Origin of the sequence: Flavobacterium sp. (assembly GCF_052437795.1) — a bacterium.
Lineage (GTDB): Bacteria > Bacteroidota > Bacteroidia > Flavobacteriales > Flavobacteriaceae > Flavobacterium.
This window is the reverse complement of the sequence record NZ_JBQVPA010000005.1, coordinates 100,256-116,672: the sequence shown is the minus strand read 5'-3', so window position 1 is coordinate 116,672 and position 16,417 is coordinate 100,256. Positions and strand designations below refer to the sequence as shown.

General features: G+C 45.8%; 15 protein-coding genes and 1 pseudogene. 9 read left to right on the top strand and 7 right to left on the bottom strand.

All coding sequences use genetic code 11. From position 1 onward, the window contains the following. Positions 1–41: 41 nt before the first annotated feature. From ACT6R0_RS15985 to ACT6R0_RS15965, 5 genes are all read left to right on the top strand, one after another. On the top strand, positions 42–1,016 hold the full coding sequence (locus tag ACT6R0_RS15985; protein WP_444654675.1) for a helix-turn-helix transcriptional regulator: 975 nt from the start codon (positions 42–44) through the stop codon (positions 1,014–1,016). A gap of 135 nt (positions 1,017–1,151) precedes the next feature. Then, positions 1,152–2,396 (top strand): ornithine--oxo-acid transaminase, encoded by a 1,245-nt coding sequence (gene rocD / locus ACT6R0_RS15980; protein ID WP_444654674.1) that lies wholly within the window; start codon positions 1,152–1,154, stop codon positions 2,394–2,396. Positions 2,397–2,427: 31 nt separating this feature from the next. Further along, complete coding sequence (locus ACT6R0_RS15975) at positions 2,428–2,883, top strand: hypothetical protein (RefSeq protein WP_444654673.1); 456 nt, start codon at positions 2,428–2,430, stop codon at positions 2,881–2,883. An 82-nt stretch (positions 2,884–2,965) separates the two neighbouring features. Beyond that, the gene (locus ACT6R0_RS15970) at positions 2,966–3,160 is read left to right on the top strand and encodes a hypothetical protein (protein WP_444654672.1); all 195 of its coding nucleotides are present in this window, start codon (positions 2,966–2,968) and stop codon (positions 3,158–3,160) included. Continuing rightward, a complete protein-coding gene (locus ACT6R0_RS15965) occupies positions 3,147–3,707 on the top strand; it encodes a Smr/MutS family protein (protein ID WP_444654671.1) in 561 nt (186 codons plus the stop codon). The genes ACT6R0_RS15970 and ACT6R0_RS15965 overlap by 14 nt, the downstream gene beginning before the upstream one ends. Positions 3,708–3,738: 31 nt before the next feature. Here the strand turns inward: ACT6R0_RS15965 and ACT6R0_RS15960 are convergent, their stop codons facing one another. Beyond that, entirely contained in the window at positions 3,739–4,710 is a 972-nt protein-coding gene (locus ACT6R0_RS15960) for a hypothetical protein (protein WP_444654670.1), read from the bottom strand. A gap of 96 nt (positions 4,711–4,806) precedes the next feature. Between ACT6R0_RS15960 and ACT6R0_RS15955 the strand changes: the two genes are divergently transcribed. Both ACT6R0_RS15955 and ACT6R0_RS15950 read left to right on the top strand, forming a co-directional pair. Beyond that, entirely contained in the window at positions 4,807–5,940 is a 1,134-nt protein-coding gene (locus tag ACT6R0_RS15955; protein WP_444654668.1) for a cysteine desulfurase family protein, read from the top strand. A gap of 72 nt (positions 5,941–6,012) precedes the next feature. After that, the gene (locus ACT6R0_RS15950) at positions 6,013–6,636 is read left to right on the top strand and encodes a porin family protein (RefSeq protein WP_444654666.1); all 624 of its coding nucleotides are present in this window, start codon (positions 6,013–6,015) and stop codon (positions 6,634–6,636) included. A 67-nt stretch (positions 6,637–6,703) separates the two neighbouring features. Here ACT6R0_RS15950 and clpB read toward each other — a convergent pair whose 3' ends face one another. Beyond that, complete coding sequence (clpB, locus tag ACT6R0_RS15945; protein ID WP_444654665.1) at positions 6,704–9,310, bottom strand: ATP-dependent chaperone ClpB; 2,607 nt, start codon at positions 9,308–9,310, stop codon at positions 6,704–6,706. Between the two features lie 128 nt (positions 9,311–9,438). Between clpB and ytxJ the strand changes: the two genes are divergently transcribed. Further along, positions 9,439–9,831, top strand: coding sequence for a bacillithiol system redox-active protein YtxJ (gene ytxJ / locus ACT6R0_RS15940; protein WP_444654663.1), 393 nt, complete (start codon positions 9,439–9,441; stop codon positions 9,829–9,831). Between the two features lie 17 nt (positions 9,832–9,848). On the opposite strand, the pseudogene tnpA reads toward ytxJ, so the two are convergent. The 4 genes and pseudogenes from tnpA to porX all read right to left on the bottom strand — a co-directional run bounded on the left by tnpA (position 9,849) and on the right by porX (position 13,937). Beyond that, positions 9,849–10,311, bottom strand: a pseudogene (tnpA, locus tag ACT6R0_RS15935) (IS200/IS605 family transposase). A gap of 401 nt (positions 10,312–10,712) precedes the next feature. After that, positions 10,713–11,912, bottom strand: coding sequence for an alanine dehydrogenase (locus ACT6R0_RS15930; protein WP_444654879.1), 1,200 nt, complete (start codon positions 11,910–11,912; stop codon positions 10,713–10,715). Positions 11,913–11,961: 49 nt separating this feature from the next. After that, positions 11,962–12,369: a tRNA (adenosine(37)-N6)-threonylcarbamoyltransferase complex ATPase subunit type 1 TsaE gene (gene tsaE / locus ACT6R0_RS15925; RefSeq protein WP_444654661.1), complete on the bottom strand. Its 408-nt coding sequence runs from the start codon at positions 12,367–12,369 to the stop codon at positions 11,962–11,964. Between the two features lie 14 nt (positions 12,370–12,383). Then, on the bottom strand, positions 12,384–13,937 hold the full coding sequence (porX, locus tag ACT6R0_RS15920) for a T9SS response regulator signal transducer PorX (RefSeq protein WP_444654659.1): 1,554 nt from the start codon (positions 13,935–13,937) through the stop codon (positions 12,384–12,386). A 234-nt stretch (positions 13,938–14,171) separates the two neighbouring features. Between porX and bshB1 the strand changes: the two genes are divergently transcribed. After that, positions 14,172–14,888: a bacillithiol biosynthesis deacetylase BshB1 gene (bshB1, locus tag ACT6R0_RS15915; RefSeq protein ID WP_444654657.1), complete on the top strand. Its 717-nt coding sequence runs from the start codon at positions 14,172–14,174 to the stop codon at positions 14,886–14,888. A gap of 294 nt (positions 14,889–15,182) precedes the next feature. On the opposite strand, the gene ACT6R0_RS15910 is transcribed toward bshB1, so the two are convergent. After that, the gene (locus ACT6R0_RS15910; protein WP_444654655.1) at positions 15,183–16,415 is read right to left on the bottom strand and encodes a homoserine dehydrogenase; all 1,233 of its coding nucleotides are present in this window, start codon (positions 16,413–16,415) and stop codon (positions 15,183–15,185) included. Between the last annotated feature and the right edge of the window lie 2 nt (positions 16,416–16,417).

Here is a 16,417-nt window from a genome sequence, read left to right as displayed (position 1 = left end):
GTTTGCTTTTCAATTATCTTTGAATTGAAATATTCCCATTCATGAACCGCTTCGACCGCATTACCGCCATTCTGATACAGCTCCAGTCCAAAAGGATAGTTAAGGCACAGGACCTGGCCGACCGCTTTGGCATCAGCCTGCGCACGGTATACCGCGACATCCGGTCTATAGAGGAAGCGGGCGTGCCTGTTTATGGGGAAGCGGGGATAGGCTATTCGCTGGTAGATGGTTACAGGCTGCCTCCGGTAATGTTTACAAGGGAGGAAGCGATGGCATTCCTCACTGCCGAAAAACTCATGGCAAAATTTACCGATAATAATTTAACAGAGCATTTCGGTTCGGCAATGTTCAAGGTAAAAGCCGTTTTACGGGGAACCGAAAAGGACATGGTTGAGACGCTGGAAGATAACATCATTGTGATCGACCGCAAAAGCGACACCCTCCCGCCGGGTAACATATTGGATGTGCTGCTGAGAGCCATTGCCGACAAAAAAGCCGTAAAGCTGGTGTACCGCGCCTTTGGCAATGAGCAGACCAGCGAACGACTGGTTGAGCCCATTGGTATTTTCCATGAGCATAACAATTGGTATACCATTGCCTGGTGCCACCTGAGGGGAACGTACAGACAGTTCCGCGCGGACAGGATGATAAGTGCCCAAATTACCGATGTACCTCAGCAGGAACGCACATCGTTAAAAGAATATTACGAGCAGCAAAAAGAAGCTGTGGCGAAGATCCCTGTACAAAAAGCCGTGATACGCGTGCACAGAGAAGTTGCGAAATACATGGAGGAGCAAAAGCATTACTTCGGTTTCGTTTCGGAAATTGCCGATGGCGAACAGATAGAAATGACATTCCTCTCGCAGTCGATGGAAGAAGGGCTGGCGAGGTGGTTCCTGATGTTTGCCGACAAATGCGAAGTGGTAGAGCCGCAATTGCTGAAAGATGCCATTGCACAACTGTTGGAAAATATCATCCAAAGGCACCCATTGCCAAATGCGATCCCATCCTTGTAGGGTTTGTGATCTGGATCTTGTCAAATTTCCACATTTTGGGGCGAATAATTTTATTTTTAGTAATTTGCACCGCTATACGGATGATTTCTCTCCGAAAGAAGGAATGGCTGATTATCAAGATCAAATTAAATTACAATGTCAGTTTTAGAAAAATTAACCTCGGCGGATGCCATCCAACTCGAAGAAAAACACGGTGCGCATAACTATCACCCGCTGCCTGTGGTATTAAGCAAGGGCGAAGGCGTATATGTATGGGATGTGGAAGGTAAAAGGTATTTTGATTTCCTTTCGGCCTATTCTGCGGTAAATCAGGGGCACTGCCACCCAAAGATAGTTGGAGCCATGATGGAGCAGGCGCAAACCCTTACACTTACCTCAAGGGCTTTTTATAACGACCAACTGGGCAGGTACGAAGAGTTCGTGACCAATTATTTTGGGTTCGATAAGGTGCTGCCGATGAATACCGGTGCAGAAGCTGTTGAAACCGCGATTAAGCTGTGCCGTAAATGGGCCTATGAGCGCAAAGGCATCGCAGAGCATGAAGCAAAGATCATCGTGTGCGAGAACAACTTCCACGGAAGGACGACCACCATCATCTCTTTTTCTAATGATGAGAATGCCCGTAAGAACTTCGGCCCGTATACTGCCGGATTCATAAAGATAGCTTACGATGACATCGACGCGCTGGAGAATGTCCTCAAAACTGAAAATAACATAGCCGGTTTCCTTGTTGAGCCGATCCAGGGTGAAGCAGGTGTATATGTACCGGCCGAAGGCTACCTCGCCAAAGCGAAGGAATTGTGCCAAAGCCATAATGTACTTTTCATTGCCGATGAGGTGCAGACTGGTATTGCCCGTACTGGCAAATTGCTTGCGGTACACCATGAGGATGTGCAGCCGGACATCCTTATCCTTGGCAAAGCATTATCGGGTGGTGCATACCCCGTATCTGCGGTATTGGCCAATGATGAGATCATGAACGTGATCAGGCCGGGCCAGCACGGATCCACTTTTGGAGGAAATCCTGTTGCTGCTGCGGTAGCCATAGCCGCACTTGAAGTAGTCACAGACGAAAAGCTGGCGGAGAACGCAGAAAAGCTCGGAAAGATCTTCCGTGAAAAAATGAATGAGTATATTGCAACGAGTAATATCGCTACGCTCGTGCGGGGTAAAGGCCTCCTGAACGCCGTTGTGATCAACGACAGCGAGGACAGCTCGACGGCCTGGGACATTTGTATGGCGATGAGGGACAACGGCCTGCTTGCCAAGCCTACGCACGGCAATATCATTCGTTTTGCGCCGCCGTTGGTAATGAACGAAGAGCAGCTGACGGATTGTGTTGCGATCATTACGAAAACCCTTAAAGCGTTTGAGAAATAAACCATTTGAACATCTATAACCAAAAACATCTATGAATTTAGAAAAATCACCATTTTCAGAACAACAGAGTTCTACTTTCGATTCCTTTGAATTGCAGCTTAACAACGATGCCAAAGAATTCCTCAGGGGAGCGGCAAGCTGGGGCATGGGCTTTGCCATTCTTGGTTTTATAGGCTCCGGCCTTATATTGCTTATGTCCCTGGTATTGATAGCGACAGGAGGGACACAATCTGGCATGCCTACCGCTTCAATGGGCTTTCTTTACCTTATAATGGGGGTAATGTATTTCCTGCCTATGCTTTTCCTGCTCAAGTTCTCTAACAACGCCAAGCGTGCGCTCGACGAGAACAATAACCAGCAGCTTACGGACTCGTTCAAAAACCTCAAGAACCACTTTATGTCGGCAGTTATCGCTGTGATCGTGATATTTGTAACGACGATCATATTTGTGGTTGTGATGGCTGCAACTGTAGCTTCTCAATTCTAATTTGTTCACATCAACAAGTTGTTAGCATACAAAGCTCCGCAATGCGGGGCTTTTTTATTTTACATTTATTACTTTTGAAGCCATGAAAACCATTTATATCCTATTGATATTCGCACTTGCTTTCGTAGCCCTGTTCGAGCAGTCCAGGGCTGAGCCTAATAAGTATATAATGATAGCTGCCATGCTGGCTTTTGTGTACGGCCTCAGCAGGCTTATGTCGAAAGTGCCCGGCAAGGGTGAACGTAATGCAGAAGATAATGACGATGAGAACATTTAAACCGGGCGATGAGGTGGCTGTGCTGGACGATTCTTTTTCCGGCAGGGTAAAAAGCTATAAAGGCAGTAGTGTTATCATTGAAACTACTGAAGGCTTCGAATTGGAATTTGCCGAAAATGAATTGGTGAAGCTGCACAACTCGACCGACATCAGTTCATTTGTCTCTTCCCAGTCGCTGGGGCGCATCCTTAAAGAAAAGGAAGAGCCCAAAAAACGCAGTTTCGTAAAAGAAAAGAGATCTAAAAAAGATGGGTTTGTACTGGAGGTCGATCTGCATATCGAAAAGCTGGTGCCTAACAAAAAAGGAATGTCCAACTATGACATCCTAACTTTACAGGCTGAAACTGCCAAACGCCAGATAGAATTTGCCATTCGCAACCGGATGCCCAAAGTAGTCCTCATTCACGGGGTGGGAGAGGGGATCTTAAAAGCAGAGCTCGATTTCCTTTTGGGCCGCTATGAAGGTATCTCATTTCAGGACGCCGATTACCAAAAATACGGCCTCGGTGCTACTGAAGTCTATATCAAGCAGAATCCCGACAGGTAAGTGTCGGGATTCGTACTATATATCTATTGTGTTAATTTTGGTACAAGCCAAAGTAATAATCAGTTTCCCCGGATATTGGAACTACAAGGTCAGATAGTATAAATGTCTGGCCAGTAGTGTCGGAAACTTTTTCAAAGACCATATTATTACTGAAACGGATCTTATACTGCAATGCCCCGGTGCCGCCGGGCACTTCTTCGGTTATAATGGTTATAGTGCCGCTTATGGCTTCCCAGCGTTCCCTTATGGTAGGGCTTACAGGCGCGATCACATCGCATATATGCCCATCGCCAATAGAGCCGTTATAAACAAGGAACAATACACCTTCATCGGTAAGGGTAGCAACATCAATTGGCCCTGTTGTCCCTACAGATGATGGATATCGTGAAGGGTCAAGGTTAAGGATAAGCACTTCGCCTGCTTTCCTTTTATAAACAAGGTCATTCTCATCACATGATCTCAGGTCGAGGTCGGTTGTTTCTATACCAAAATTAAAAGTAAACCCGATTGGTATCGTGATCGATCCGAACTCATTATTGACAATGCGCGTGGTTTCGCCGTCTTTGCTAAAGGAAAGGTCGACCAGTGTTATCTTGTGGCTGTAGCCGGTAACTATATCACTTGTATTTCGTATCACGGTCGTAATTACACTGATCGTTCCCTCACCTGTCCATTCCTCGAGTACAGTAGGTGATGCCGGGGCAGGGAAGGAGCAGATAGAACCTGAAGAGGGTGTGTCGCTGTAATTCCTGTAAGTGATACTGTTGCCACCTTCGATGGTTATCATGCGGGGTTGGCCGGGTTGCGTAGCTACATTGGTAAGTGGTGTTCCGGAAAGGTCGATCAACAGCACTTCGCTGCCATTTATCTTATAATAAATATTGCTTTGTGAGCAAAGGCTTGGGGTCCCTGCTGAGAAGTCGAACGAATTGAAGCTCATTTCTCCATCGTCACATCCCATGACCAGTATCAAAGCGGCTATAAGGCCGAATATCTTTTTCATACAAAAGTAATTTTCAACAAAAATAATGTTTTTGGCGGGTTTTGAGCGTCATTGCATAAAATATGATTGAAAGCCATTTTTCTGTAATTTTGCACCATGAACAAAGCTTACCTCGACAATGCCTCTACAACTGCCATCCACCCTGAAGTGATAGCCGAAATGGTGCGTGTACTGTCTGATAACTACGGCAACCCGTCATCTACCCATGCCACGGGGCGTAATGCCAAAGTGGTGCTGGAAACGGCGCGCAAAACCATCGCTTCACTCATTAACGCCGAAGCACGCGAAATTATTTTCACGTCCTGCGGTACCGAGGCCAATAACTGGGTCATCCGCAGTGCCGTAAAAGACCTGAAGGTGCAGCGCATCATCAGCAGCAGGGCTGAGCACCATTCGGTTTTGAATACGGTCATAATGATGAACTCAGAGTTTGGCATTGATATACAGTACGTGAACCTTTTGCCGGATGGCACGGCCGACCTTACGCATCTTGTGAAGCTACTGTCGGAAAACGTACCCACGCTCGTTAGCCTCATGCACGTGAACAACGAAACGGGCGGTGTGCTTGACATCGAAAGGGCAGCGCGCATTTGCAAACAGGGGGGGGCACTGTTCCATACTGATGCGGTACAGTCTGTAGGTAAAGTGAATTTGGACTTAAAAAACCTCGATGTTGATTTTCTGACAGCAAGCGCGCATAAATTCCACGGGCCCAAGGGTGCGGGATTTGCCTTTGTACGAAAGAATACTGCTTTACAACCAATGATATTTGGCGGTGAGCAGGAAAAGGGCTTTCGTGCGGGTACTGAGGCAGTACACCAGGTTGCGGGAATGGCTAAAGCGCTTCAGCTATCTTACGAGTCGCTTGAAAATGACAGGGAGCATATTACCTCGTTGAAAACCTATCTACTCGAACAGCTCGAATCGAATTTTCCCGGATTTAAAGTGAACGGGCAGTTGGCGAACACAGAACTTTTTTATAACATTGTCAATGTGCTGCTGCCTTTGGGCGAAGAGAAAACCGCTATGATACTGTTCCATCTCGATATGAAGGGCGTTGCCGTATCAAGGGGAAGTGCATGCCAGTCGGGTAGCATCAGGCCTTCGCACGTACTGAAGGAGATCTTGCCGGAGGAAGAGATCGGGAGGCCTTCGCTCCGAATATCCCTAAGTCATTTCAATACCAAAGAAGATATTGATCTGCTTATCGATGCACTGAAGACGGTGTGAACTTAAGATAAATTGTTAAGGTCAATTTTTTGGTGGCATAAATTTTGTTACGTTTGCCAAAAAAACGAACACATGAAAAAAATTATCTTTACCCTGCTTGCGATGGCGGGAATTTCTGCTGTAAATGCACAGTCGAAAGGAAATGTTGAATTTGGTTTAGGTACTGGCCTTAACCTTTCTACCATAAGCAGCTCTGACTTTTACGGCAATCCCGACACAAATGTGAGCTTTAACTTCAATGGTTCTGCGGAATATTATTTTTCAGACCGATGGGGTATCAAAGCAGGACTAATGTATGACAGGAAAGGCTGGGACAATGGTTACATCACTGATCTTGAGACCGGACAGTCTTTCGAAACCGACATTAATTTGAACTATCTTACCATTCCGGTAATGGCGAACTGGCATTTTGGGGCAAAAAGGAACTGGTACCTTAACTTTGGCGGATATGTTGGATTTTTGATGAGTGCAAAGGATACTGAGTTTGAGGCCGACCTTAAAGATGCTTATAATACCACAGATGCCGGGCTTGCATTGGGAATAGGTGTAAAAATACCGGTAAACAATTTTATAAAAATATTCATTGAGTATCAGGAACAGGCAGGTTTTATTGATATCTTTAAAGATAGTGCCGGTTTTGATCCTGTGCTCAACTCAAGGAGCGCATTCAATGTTGGTGTGAATTTCATGCTGTAGTTGACATAGGAATAGGATGAAAAAACGGATGGTTGATGCCATCCGTTTTTTTGTTGTATGTAAATGTTTAGTTCTTAGCCAGATCCCCCTGGTTCCTGAACACCAGCTGCCCGTCGAAGCTGTCGAGCAGTATGATGCTGTCAGTCGTTACTTTGCCTGAAAGTATCTGCTTCGAAAGCTCGTTCATCACTTCCTTCTGGATCACCCTTTTCACCGGCCTTGCGCCAAAGTCAGGATCGTATCCCTTCTGTGCCAGGTAACTGATGGCTTCGGGCGTAGCATCAAGCGTAATGTTTTGCTTTGCAAGCAATTTAGTTACCGACTTCACCTGCAGTCCCACGATCTCTTTGATGTTGTCGCTGCTTAGCGGGGTGAACATTACGATGTCATCTATCCTGTTAATGAATTCGGGACGGACCGTTTGTTTCAGCAGTCCCAGCACTTCTACTTTTGCGGCTTCAATGGCATTCTCGATATTGCCTTTAAAGGTTGCGAATTTCTCCTGTATGATGCTGCTTCCCATGTTGGAGGTCATGATGATGATCGAGTTCTTAAAGTCGGCTACACGGCCTTTATTATCCGTTAAACGTCCTTCATCAAGTACCTGCAACAATATATTGAAGGTATCCGGGTGTGCTTTTTCGATCTCGTCCAGAAGTACAACAGAGTAGGGTTTGCGGCGTACGGCTTCGGTAAGCTGCCCGCCTTCATCATAGCCCACATAACCCGGAGGCGCACCCACCAATCGGCTGACGCTGTGGCGTTCCTGGTATTCGCTCATATCGATCCTGGTCATAGCATTTTCATCATCGAACAGGTAGGAGGCAAGGGCCTTCGCCAACTCTGTCTTACCCACACCTGTTGTGCCAAGGAACAGGAACGAACCTATTGGCTTCCTCTGGTCCTGAAGGCCTGCCCGGCTGCGGCGCACGGCATCGCTTACTGCTTCGATGGCTTCTTCCTGGCCTACCACGCGCTTGTGCAGTTCGGCTTCAAGGTTCAGGAGCTTTTCACGCTCGCTTTGCAGCATCTTGGTTACCGGTATGCCGGTCCATTTGGCTACTACCTCGGCAATGTCCTCGTGGGTCACTTCTTCTTTTATCAGGCTTTGTCCTTTATGGCTTTCGGCCAATTGTTTTTCAAGGGTATCCAGTTTGTCCTGAGATTCTTTTATTTTACCGTAACGCAGTTCGGCTACCTTACCGTAGTTGCCTTCGCGTTCGGCTTTTTCGGCTTCAGCCTTGAAATTCTCGATCTCGGTCTTGGCAGCCTGGATGTTGTCCACCACATCCTTCTCACTTTTCCAGCGGGCATAGATCTCGTTACGCTCCTCCTTCATATTGGCAAGCTCCATGCCGAGTGATCTCAGCTTGGGCTCATCGTTCTCACGTTTGATGGCCTCGATCTCGATCTCCAACTGCATGATCTTGCGGTCCAGGACGTCCAGTTCCTCTGGTTTGGAGTTGATCTCCATGCGAAGCTTTGATGCTGCTTCGTCCATAAGGTCTATCGCCTTGTCGGGCAGGAAACGGTTGGTTATGTAGCGCTGCGAAAGCTCTACTGCCGCAATGATAGCATCGTCCTTAATGCGTACCTGGTGGTGGGTCTCGTATTTTTCCTTGATACCACGAAGTATAGAGATGGCACTTTCGGTATCCGGCTCATCTACCATTACCTTTTGGAAACGGCGCTCGAGGGCTTTATCCTTTTCAAAATATTTCTGGTATTCGTCGAGTGTGGTAGCGCCTATCGCGCGCAGTTCGCCACGGGCCAGGGCTGGCTTAAGTATGTTCGCGGCATCCATGGCGCCCTCGCCACCACCCGCTCCTACAAGAGTATGTATCTCGTCGATGAATAATACGATGTCGCCATCTGCCGATGTCACTTCCTTAACCACAGATTTGAGGCGTTCCTCAAATTCGCCTTTGTACTTGGCACCTGCGATCAGCGCCCCCATGTCGAGGGAGTACACGATCTTTGTCTTCAGGTTCTCGGGTACATCGCCCTGTATAATGCGGTGTGCAAGGCCTTCGGCAATGGCGGTCTTACCCACGCCGGGTTCGCCCACAAGCATCGGGTTGTTCTTGGTGCGTCGTGACAATATTTGCAGCACGCGGCGTATCTCCTCGTCACGGCCTATTACCGGATCCAACTTGCCGTCGTTGGCCAGCTGGTTGAGGTTTTTAGCGTACTTATTAAGCGAGTTGTAGGTTTCCTCCGCGCTGGCGGATGTTACCCTTTCGCCCTTGCGCAGCTCCTCTATGGCGGCTTTAAAGGCCTTCTCTGTTACGCCCTGGTCCTTGAGGATCTGGGCTACCTTGCTTTTTGAGGCGAATATGGCCAAAAGCAAATGCTCGATGGAAACAAACTCATCGTTCATCTTGCGGGCAATGTTGGAGGCTTCATTCAATGCAGTGCCCGCTTCGCGCGAAAGTCCCATGTCGCCACCCGAAACTTTTGGGAAGCCATCAATCACCCTGTCCAGCACCTGTTGGAAAATGGGCAGGTTTACATTCAGTTTTTTAAGGAGGAAAGGCGTTACGTTCTCGTCCACTTCCAGTATAGCCTTCACGATGTGCTCGTTCTCTATCTGCTGGTGGCCAAAGCTTTGAGCGATCTGCTGCGCCCTCTGTATCGCTTCTTGTGATTTTATCGTAAAATTGGCAAAATTCATATATCTAATTATTATTTTTGATAAGACTATTTCAATTTATATTCCGCAATTAAGAAACCGACAAATTGTCTTATTTATCACTATTCAAAGTAGATTTATATGACAAAATGTCCTAAATAACGACAATTATGGGCTTTTTTAATAATATGTTTGGCGAATCTGATACTAAAGGTACGTCATCTTCACGAATTGAATGGAACGTTTTAACATCTCTTCAACAGCTTGATGACATTATACAGGAGTCAGCAGAAATGCCGGTAATCATTTTCAAGCACAGCACACGCTGTGGTATTAGCCGTATGGCGTTGAGCGGATTTGAAAAGGAGTATGCTATAGATGCTGAAAGCGCTAAGCCGTATTTCCTCGATCTTTTGCAGCACCGCGACATTTCGAACGAGATAGCAACAATATTCCATGTGCAGCACCAGTCGCCACAATTACTTGTGCTAAAAGACGGTGTGGTGATCTACCATGCCTCGCACGGGGACATAGACGCGGGGAAGGTTGGGGAGATGGTGTGATGCCCTGATGATTATTGTTAATCGATCAGGTCACTGAATATGTATCGTTCATCATAGTCAATTTCAAATTTCCGAAGGAAGTCTAAATATTCTTCTTTGAAGGTATTCCTTTTGTGATTTACTTCCTGGTTTTCAATATATTCAATGACAGCTTTGGTGTGCGATTTGCTGTATGAGAATGCCCCGTAGCCCTCCTGTCATTCGAATTTACCGTTGACAAATCCTTTTTGATTGATCCATAGAGAAGAGTTTCTCTTTATATCCTGTAATAAGTCTGAAACAGGTTGATTTGGGCACATGCCAATGAAAATATGTATGGTCTGGCATGCCATTTATTGCCAAAAGCTTATGTCCTTGTTTTTCTACTATCCCCGAAATATAAGAATTCAATTCCTTTTTCCATTGCAGTGCAATAATTCCGTATAGGTATTTTACCGGGAAGACGAATTGTATATGTATTTGGGTGTAGGTGTTTGTTATTGATTGCTGTTTTGACACACATAATAAATATACCAACCGAAATTAATTCCCTAACGGGAAAATCGAATACCTGAATTGAAATTTCTACCGGAATTTAATCCCTACGGGATAGTAATGCCGATATATTTCAAATTAGGGAATCCATTTCGGTAGAATAATATAGCGCATCAATTCCAATTTCCCATTAGGGGATCAATTTCGGTAGCAAGTGGGTAAAAGGTTTCCAATTTCCCGTTAGGGAATTAATTTCGGTAGAATAATATAGCGCATCAATTCCAATTTTCCGTTAGAGAATTAATTTCGATTGAACATATAGCGCATCAATGCCAATTTCTCCATTTCGGTAGAATAATATAGCGCATTAATTCCAATTTTCCGTTAGGGAATTAATTTCGGTAGACCTAAAACACGATCAAATTAATATCCCTGTACGACAGCGAAAACCAGTCCGCGATCGAGCGGTTCGTCAATAACCCATGGTAGTAATAAATACCATTTTTAAGTCCGGCATTGCAGCGTATGGCGCTCTCGATACCACCATCGTCGGCCATTTGCAATAAAAATGGGCTAATGATATTGCTGATCGACATTGATGCCGTTTTAGAGTAACGTGACGGGATATTCGGTACACAATAATGGATCACATTGTTCTTGACAAACGTGGGCTTCTCATGGGTAGTAACTTCGGAGGTTTCAAAGCAGCCGCCGGTATCAATGCATACGTCAATGATCACAGCACCTTTTTTCATGTGTTCCACCATGGTTTCAGAGACGATGATGGGTGTACGGTTCTTGCCTTTCATGGCGCCGATGGCTACATCGCATCGCATCAGTGCTTTAAGCAATGATTTTTCCTGTATTGTCGACGTGAATATACGGTGATTCAGTGTGTTTTGCAGGCGGCGCAGTTTCGTAATGGAGTTATCGAACACTTTAACACTTGCACCCAGCCCCAAAGCTGTACGGGCAGCGAATTCGGCTACTGTTCCTGCGCCAATGATCACGATCTCTGTAGGGGGTACACCTGTAATGTTGCCTAATAAAAGTCCTTTACCTATCTTTTGGTTGATCATGAGTTCGGCGGCAATAAGGACCGATGCCGTGCCTGCTATCTCGCTCAATGATTTTACGGCAGGGTAGGAGCCGTCTTCATCTTTAATGAACTCAAATGCAAGAGCAGTGATCTTTTTCCTGGCAAGCGCTTCGAAATATTCTTTCCTCTGAGTTTTTAGCTGTATCGCCGAAATGATGAGAGTCTCCGGATTCATCATTTCGATCTCTGTAACGGATGGCGGCTCTACCTTAAGTATTACAGGGCATCCAAAAACTTTTTTTGTATCCTGTGTGATCTCGGCGCCTGCGTTGCTGTAATCCCTGTCGCTAAAACTGGAGCTTAATCCGGCGCCGGCCTCTATCATTACTCTGTGTCCGTGGGCTGTGAGTGAGTTTACCGCGTCGGGCGTAAGGCATATCCTTCGCTCCTGGTAGGAGGTTTCTTTAGGCATGCCGATAAAAAGTTCACTCTTTTGACGGGCTACTTCAAGTTTCTCTTCCTGCGGGAGCAGCTGCTGCTTTGTAAAAGGTGTTAAGGACATGGTCAGGTATCGAATATTTGGCTCTAATTTACAAAAAGAATCGGAACGGCAGCAACTATTTTACAATGAGCTGCCTCCTGCCGTCGGGCAGCATTTTTATGGTTATTGCGGTATGGTCCAGTGGTATGAGGTTAGGTGTTTTTTCGGGCCACTCTATAAAGCACGGGTTACCTGAATAAAAATATTCGTCAATACCCATGTCGTAAGCCTCAGACTCGCTGTTGAGTCGGTACAGGTCAAAGTGGTACAGCGTCCTGCCGTCCTCTGTTTCATATTCATTTACCAATGAAAAGGTGGGGCTTGAGGTCATGTCCCCTACACCCATCTGCTTTGCCAATGCTTTGATGAAGGTAGTCTTGCCTACCCCCATAGTAGCATGGAAAGTTATGATGCTCTTTATGTTTTGCGCCAGTACCTGCTTTGCTGCGGTGTCTATTTCCTCAAGGGAAAATGTGATCTCCATATATTTTAAGCCAGTTATTTAGGGTTGAACACCAGGAACGGGATGACCATCTCCTCCAACGAAATGCCCCCGTGCTGGTACGTGTTGCGGTAATAGCTCACATAGTGGTTGTAGTTGTTCACATAGGCCAGGAAATGGTCATTCTTGGCAAATATGTAGGAACTGCTCATATTGATGGACGGTAGCTGTATGCGTTTCGGGTCGCGTACTGCATATACGTCGCGATCCTCATAGGTGAGGCTGCGGCCGGTCTTGTAGCGTAGGTTAAGGCTGGTATTCTTGTCGCCTATAACCTTGCTAGGGTTCTTCACGTTGATGGTGCCGTGGTCGGTGGTCAGGATCAGCCTGAAGCCCATCTGTTGTGCCTGCTGGATCATTTCGAGCAGTGGCGAATTGCGGAACCAGCTCAGTGTAAGGGAGCGATAGGCCTTGTCGTTACTGGCCAGTTCTTTCACAACATCCATCTCGGTCTTGGCGTGCGAGAGCATATCTACAAAGTTGTATACTATCGTTGTCAGGTCGTTGCCCTTTAATCCCTTGAAATTGTCCACGAGCTTTTGCCCGTCGCGGAAGTTGGTTATTTTGTAGTATTCCTGCTTCAGGTTCTGCAGGCCAAGGCGTTTCAGCTGTTCGGTAAGGAACTCGCCCTCATAAAGGTTCTTACCGCCTTCGTCAACGTCATTTTTCCAATATTGCGGGAATTTCTTCTCCATTTCCAAAGGCGTAAGGCCCGAGAATATCGCATTACGTGCATATTGTGTTGCCGTTGGCAGGATGGCGTAATAGGAAGTTTCCTTTTCCAGCTTGTAATGGTTGGCTACAACGCTTTCAAATGCTTTCCACTGGTCGTAGCGCAGGTTGTCGATCACCACAAAAAGTATGGGCTGTTTCTTTTGTATCTCAGGAACCACCAATTCCCTGAACAGGTTGTGTGAAAGCACCGGCTTATCTGCTTTAGGTTCATACCAATCCTCATAATTTTTCTCGATGAACTTGCCGAATTGGCTATTCGCTTCTACCTTTTGCGATTCCAGTATTTCTACCATGGCATGATCCTCGATAGTTTCGAGTTCCATTTCCCAATATACAAGGCGTTTGTACATATCGATCCAGTCTTCCCATGAATTCACCATACCCATATCCATGGATATTTTGCGGAATTCCTTTTGGTAGTCCAGCGTGGTTTTAGACGAAACAAGACGCGAATGGTCAAGGTTCTTTTTCAGCGAAAGCAATATCTGGTTAGGGTTTACCGGCTTGATCAGGTAATCGGCGATCTTGGAGCCAATGGCATCTTCCATGATGTATTCCTCTTCGCTCTTGGTGATCATGATAACGGGTACTGATGATTTCCGTTCCTTCATCATTCCCAGCACTTCCAGCCCGCTAAGGCCCGGCATATTCTCGTCAAGGAAAACTATGTCAAAGTTCTCTCCGTCAAACAGGTCAAGCGCATCCTGGCCATTATTGGCTGTGGTCACCTTGTAGTTTTTCTTTTCCAGGAAAAGAATATGGGGCTTCAGCATGTCGATCTCGTCATCCACCCAAAGTATCTTTATCTCATTCATTTTATGAGGTATTTTCGTTCGTAAATTGCTACCTGCAAGTTATGGCTATTAAACGATTTTCTTCCTAAATATTTTATAAATGTAGATGTTTATTTTTTGGACACGACCGACCTGCAAGGTTACTAATGCCTTGTAGGCCTTGATAAACACCTACAAGACTTTGAAAACCTTACAGGAGTGCGATCTTCCTAACCGCAAACTTTGCTACCTTTGTACTAACATTCGAACATTTACATGAAATTAGATATACTTGTTTTTGGCGCGCACCCTGATGATGTAGAATTGAGCTGCGGCGCTACCATAGCCAAGGAAATCTCCCTTGGCAAAAAAGTCGGTATTATTGACCTTACCCGTGGTGAGCTCGGTACGCGCGGCACGGCGGAGATCCGTGACCAGGAAGCAACCGACGCGGCAGAAATATTAGGTGTTTCGGTAAGGGAGAACCTGCGTTTTCGCGATGGATTTTTTACAAATGATGAAGCCCACCAGATAGAGGTTATTAAAATGGTCCGCAAATACCGACCTGAGATAGTAATATGCAATGCTGTAGATGACCGCCATATCGACCATGGTAAGGGCAGTAAACTGGTATCTGATGCTTGTTTTTTATCCGGCCTTCGCAGGATAGAGACACAAATGGAGGGCACGGCACAGCAAGCATGGAGGCCAAAATTGGTGTATCACTACATACAATGGAAAAATCTTGAACCCGACTTTGTTGTAGATGTTACGGGATTCATGGATGTAAAAGTGGCCTCGCTGATGGCCTACAAGTCGCAATTCTATGACCCGAACAGTGATGAACCGGTTACCCCAATCGCCACAAAGAACTTTAAGGAGAGCATACTATACCGTGCTGCCGACCTCGGAAGGCTCATAAATTCGGAGTATGCCGAAGGATTTACTGTAGAAAGGTATTTGGCAGTGAACAGCTTAGGAGATTTGATATAAAAAAGATATTTTTTTATTTGCAAAAACGGGGAAATGCCCTATATTTGCACACGAAAAACAAATGGTGATTGTAGCTCAGTTGGTTAGAGCGCCTGATTGTGGTTCCGGAGGTCGCGGGTTCGAGCCCCGTCTTTCACCCTTATTTTAAGGCTGTCTTTGTAAGGCAGCCTTTTTTTTTTGCTTCATCCTCAAGCTCTTCACGGCGACATTAAGGGGATTTATTCAGGATGTCGAAGTATTCCATAAAGTAATAAACCCCGAAATTCAATTTAGAATTTCAGGGCTTAGGGGTAGTTAATCAACCAATGCAAAAGCTTTTTCCACCGTTGCTTCTTTTTCCACATCGATCAGTATGAACGATCGGTCGCCTGTATTGCCGCCGTGGATAGCAATGAGGCTGTTCAGGGAAATGGTGCCGGTAATATATCCCAGATCGTTGTTGCTGTACGATTCTTCCACATTTTCAAAATAATCCTTCAATGCCTCCGAGTCGGCTTTCTTGTGGCGAAGTAGTACCTTTACCAAAGTCTCGTTGCTTAGGTTCGTGTCTTCTTCACGATATATTTTCTTGTATTCATAACGGTAATCATAGCTCAGCGCCGATATGTCCGACAGCACAGCCGAAGCCGTTGGCAGCGAACCCGCACCCCGCCCAACAAAGAAATGGGTATCGGCAAAGCTGGTCTTGGTGATCACGCCGTTAAACACATCATCAACATTATAAAGCCTGTCATCCGGCGTTATGAATTTAGGTATGACATAGGCCGAAATACTGCCATCATTTTGTTTATAGGCTTGTGCTACCAGCTTGATTTTCAGTTTTTTTTCCTTTGCATATTTAAGTTCCAGTTCACCTATGTTATCAATGCCTATATTGAAGATGTCTTTAGGTTTCGCCACATGGCCAAAGGCGTGGGCAAGCAGTATCGTAAGTTTGTATTTGGCATCAAAACCACCTGTGTCGAGTATCGGGTTGCTCTCCGCAAAGCCTTTTTCCTGTGCCTGAAGCAAAGCCTCATCATAGGACAGGTCCTCTTCAAAAGTTTTGGTCAGGATATAGTTGGTTGACCCATTCACTATCCCTTCGATCGACTCCAGCAGGTCATTGTCGTAGTATTCCTCAAGGTTGCGAATTATTGGCATGCTGGCACAACACGCTGCCTCATAGAGTAATGGGACATTATATTCCTTTTGCAATTCAAGCAGTTCGGCAAAGTGCTCAGCGATCATTTTTTTATTGGCCGATACCACTGCCTTACCTTTCCTCAATGCTGCCGAAACGATCTCGAAAGCCGCATCGGCATCATCAATGAGCTCTACCACTACATTGATGCTTTCATCATCCAGTATGTCGTTTTTGTCGAAGGTAAAGTTCTCCTTCCCGATGGCTCTCTCTTTCTCTCTGTCCTTTACACAAATGTTCTTAATGCTGGCTTTCAGTGCCGGTGTTTTTTGAAGCACTTCATAAAGTCCAAGTCCCACACAACCAAATCCGAACAATCCGATATTTAAAGTTTTTCTTGACATTA

Bases quoted from the DNA above. Each gene is read 5' to 3' on its own strand.
- ACT6R0_RS15985 (WP_444654675.1), top strand. From the start codon at position 42: ATGAACCGCTTCGACCGCATTACCGCCATTCTGATACAGCTCCAGTCC.
- rocD (WP_444654674.1), top strand. From the start codon at position 1,152: ATGTCAGTTTTAGAAAAATTAACCTCGGCGGATGCCATCCAACTCGAA.
- ACT6R0_RS15975 (WP_444654673.1), top strand. From the start codon at position 2,428: ATGAATTTAGAAAAATCACCATTTTCAGAACAACAGAGTTCTACTTTC.
- ACT6R0_RS15970 (WP_444654672.1), top strand. From the start codon at position 2,966: ATGAAAACCATTTATATCCTATTGATATTCGCACTTGCTTTCGTAGCC.
- ACT6R0_RS15965 (WP_444654671.1), top strand. From the start codon at position 3,147: ATGAGAACATTTAAACCGGGCGATGAGGTGGCTGTGCTGGACGATTCT.
- ACT6R0_RS15960 (WP_444654670.1), bottom strand. From the start codon at position 4,710: ATGAAAAAGATATTCGGCCTTATAGCCGCTTTGATACTGGTCATGGGA.
- ACT6R0_RS15955 (WP_444654668.1), top strand. From the start codon at position 4,807: ATGAACAAAGCTTACCTCGACAATGCCTCTACAACTGCCATCCACCCT.
- ACT6R0_RS15950 (WP_444654666.1), top strand. From the start codon at position 6,013: ATGAAAAAAATTATCTTTACCCTGCTTGCGATGGCGGGAATTTCTGCT.
- clpB (WP_444654665.1), bottom strand. From the start codon at position 9,310: ATGAATTTTGCCAATTTTACGATAAAATCACAAGAAGCGATACAGAGG.
- ytxJ (WP_444654663.1), top strand. From the start codon at position 9,439: ATGGGCTTTTTTAATAATATGTTTGGCGAATCTGATACTAAAGGTACG.
- tsaE (WP_444654661.1), bottom strand. From the start codon at position 12,369: ATGGAGATCACATTTTCCCTTGAGGAAATAGACACCGCAGCAAAGCAG.
- porX (WP_444654659.1), bottom strand. From the start codon at position 13,937: ATGAATGAGATAAAGATACTTTGGGTGGATGACGAGATCGACATGCTG.
- bshB1 (WP_444654657.1), top strand. From the start codon at position 14,172: ATGAAATTAGATATACTTGTTTTTGGCGCGCACCCTGATGATGTAGAA.
- ACT6R0_RS15910 (WP_444654655.1), bottom strand. From the start codon at position 16,415: ATGTCAAGAAAAACTTTAAATATCGGATTGTTCGGATTTGGTTGTGTG.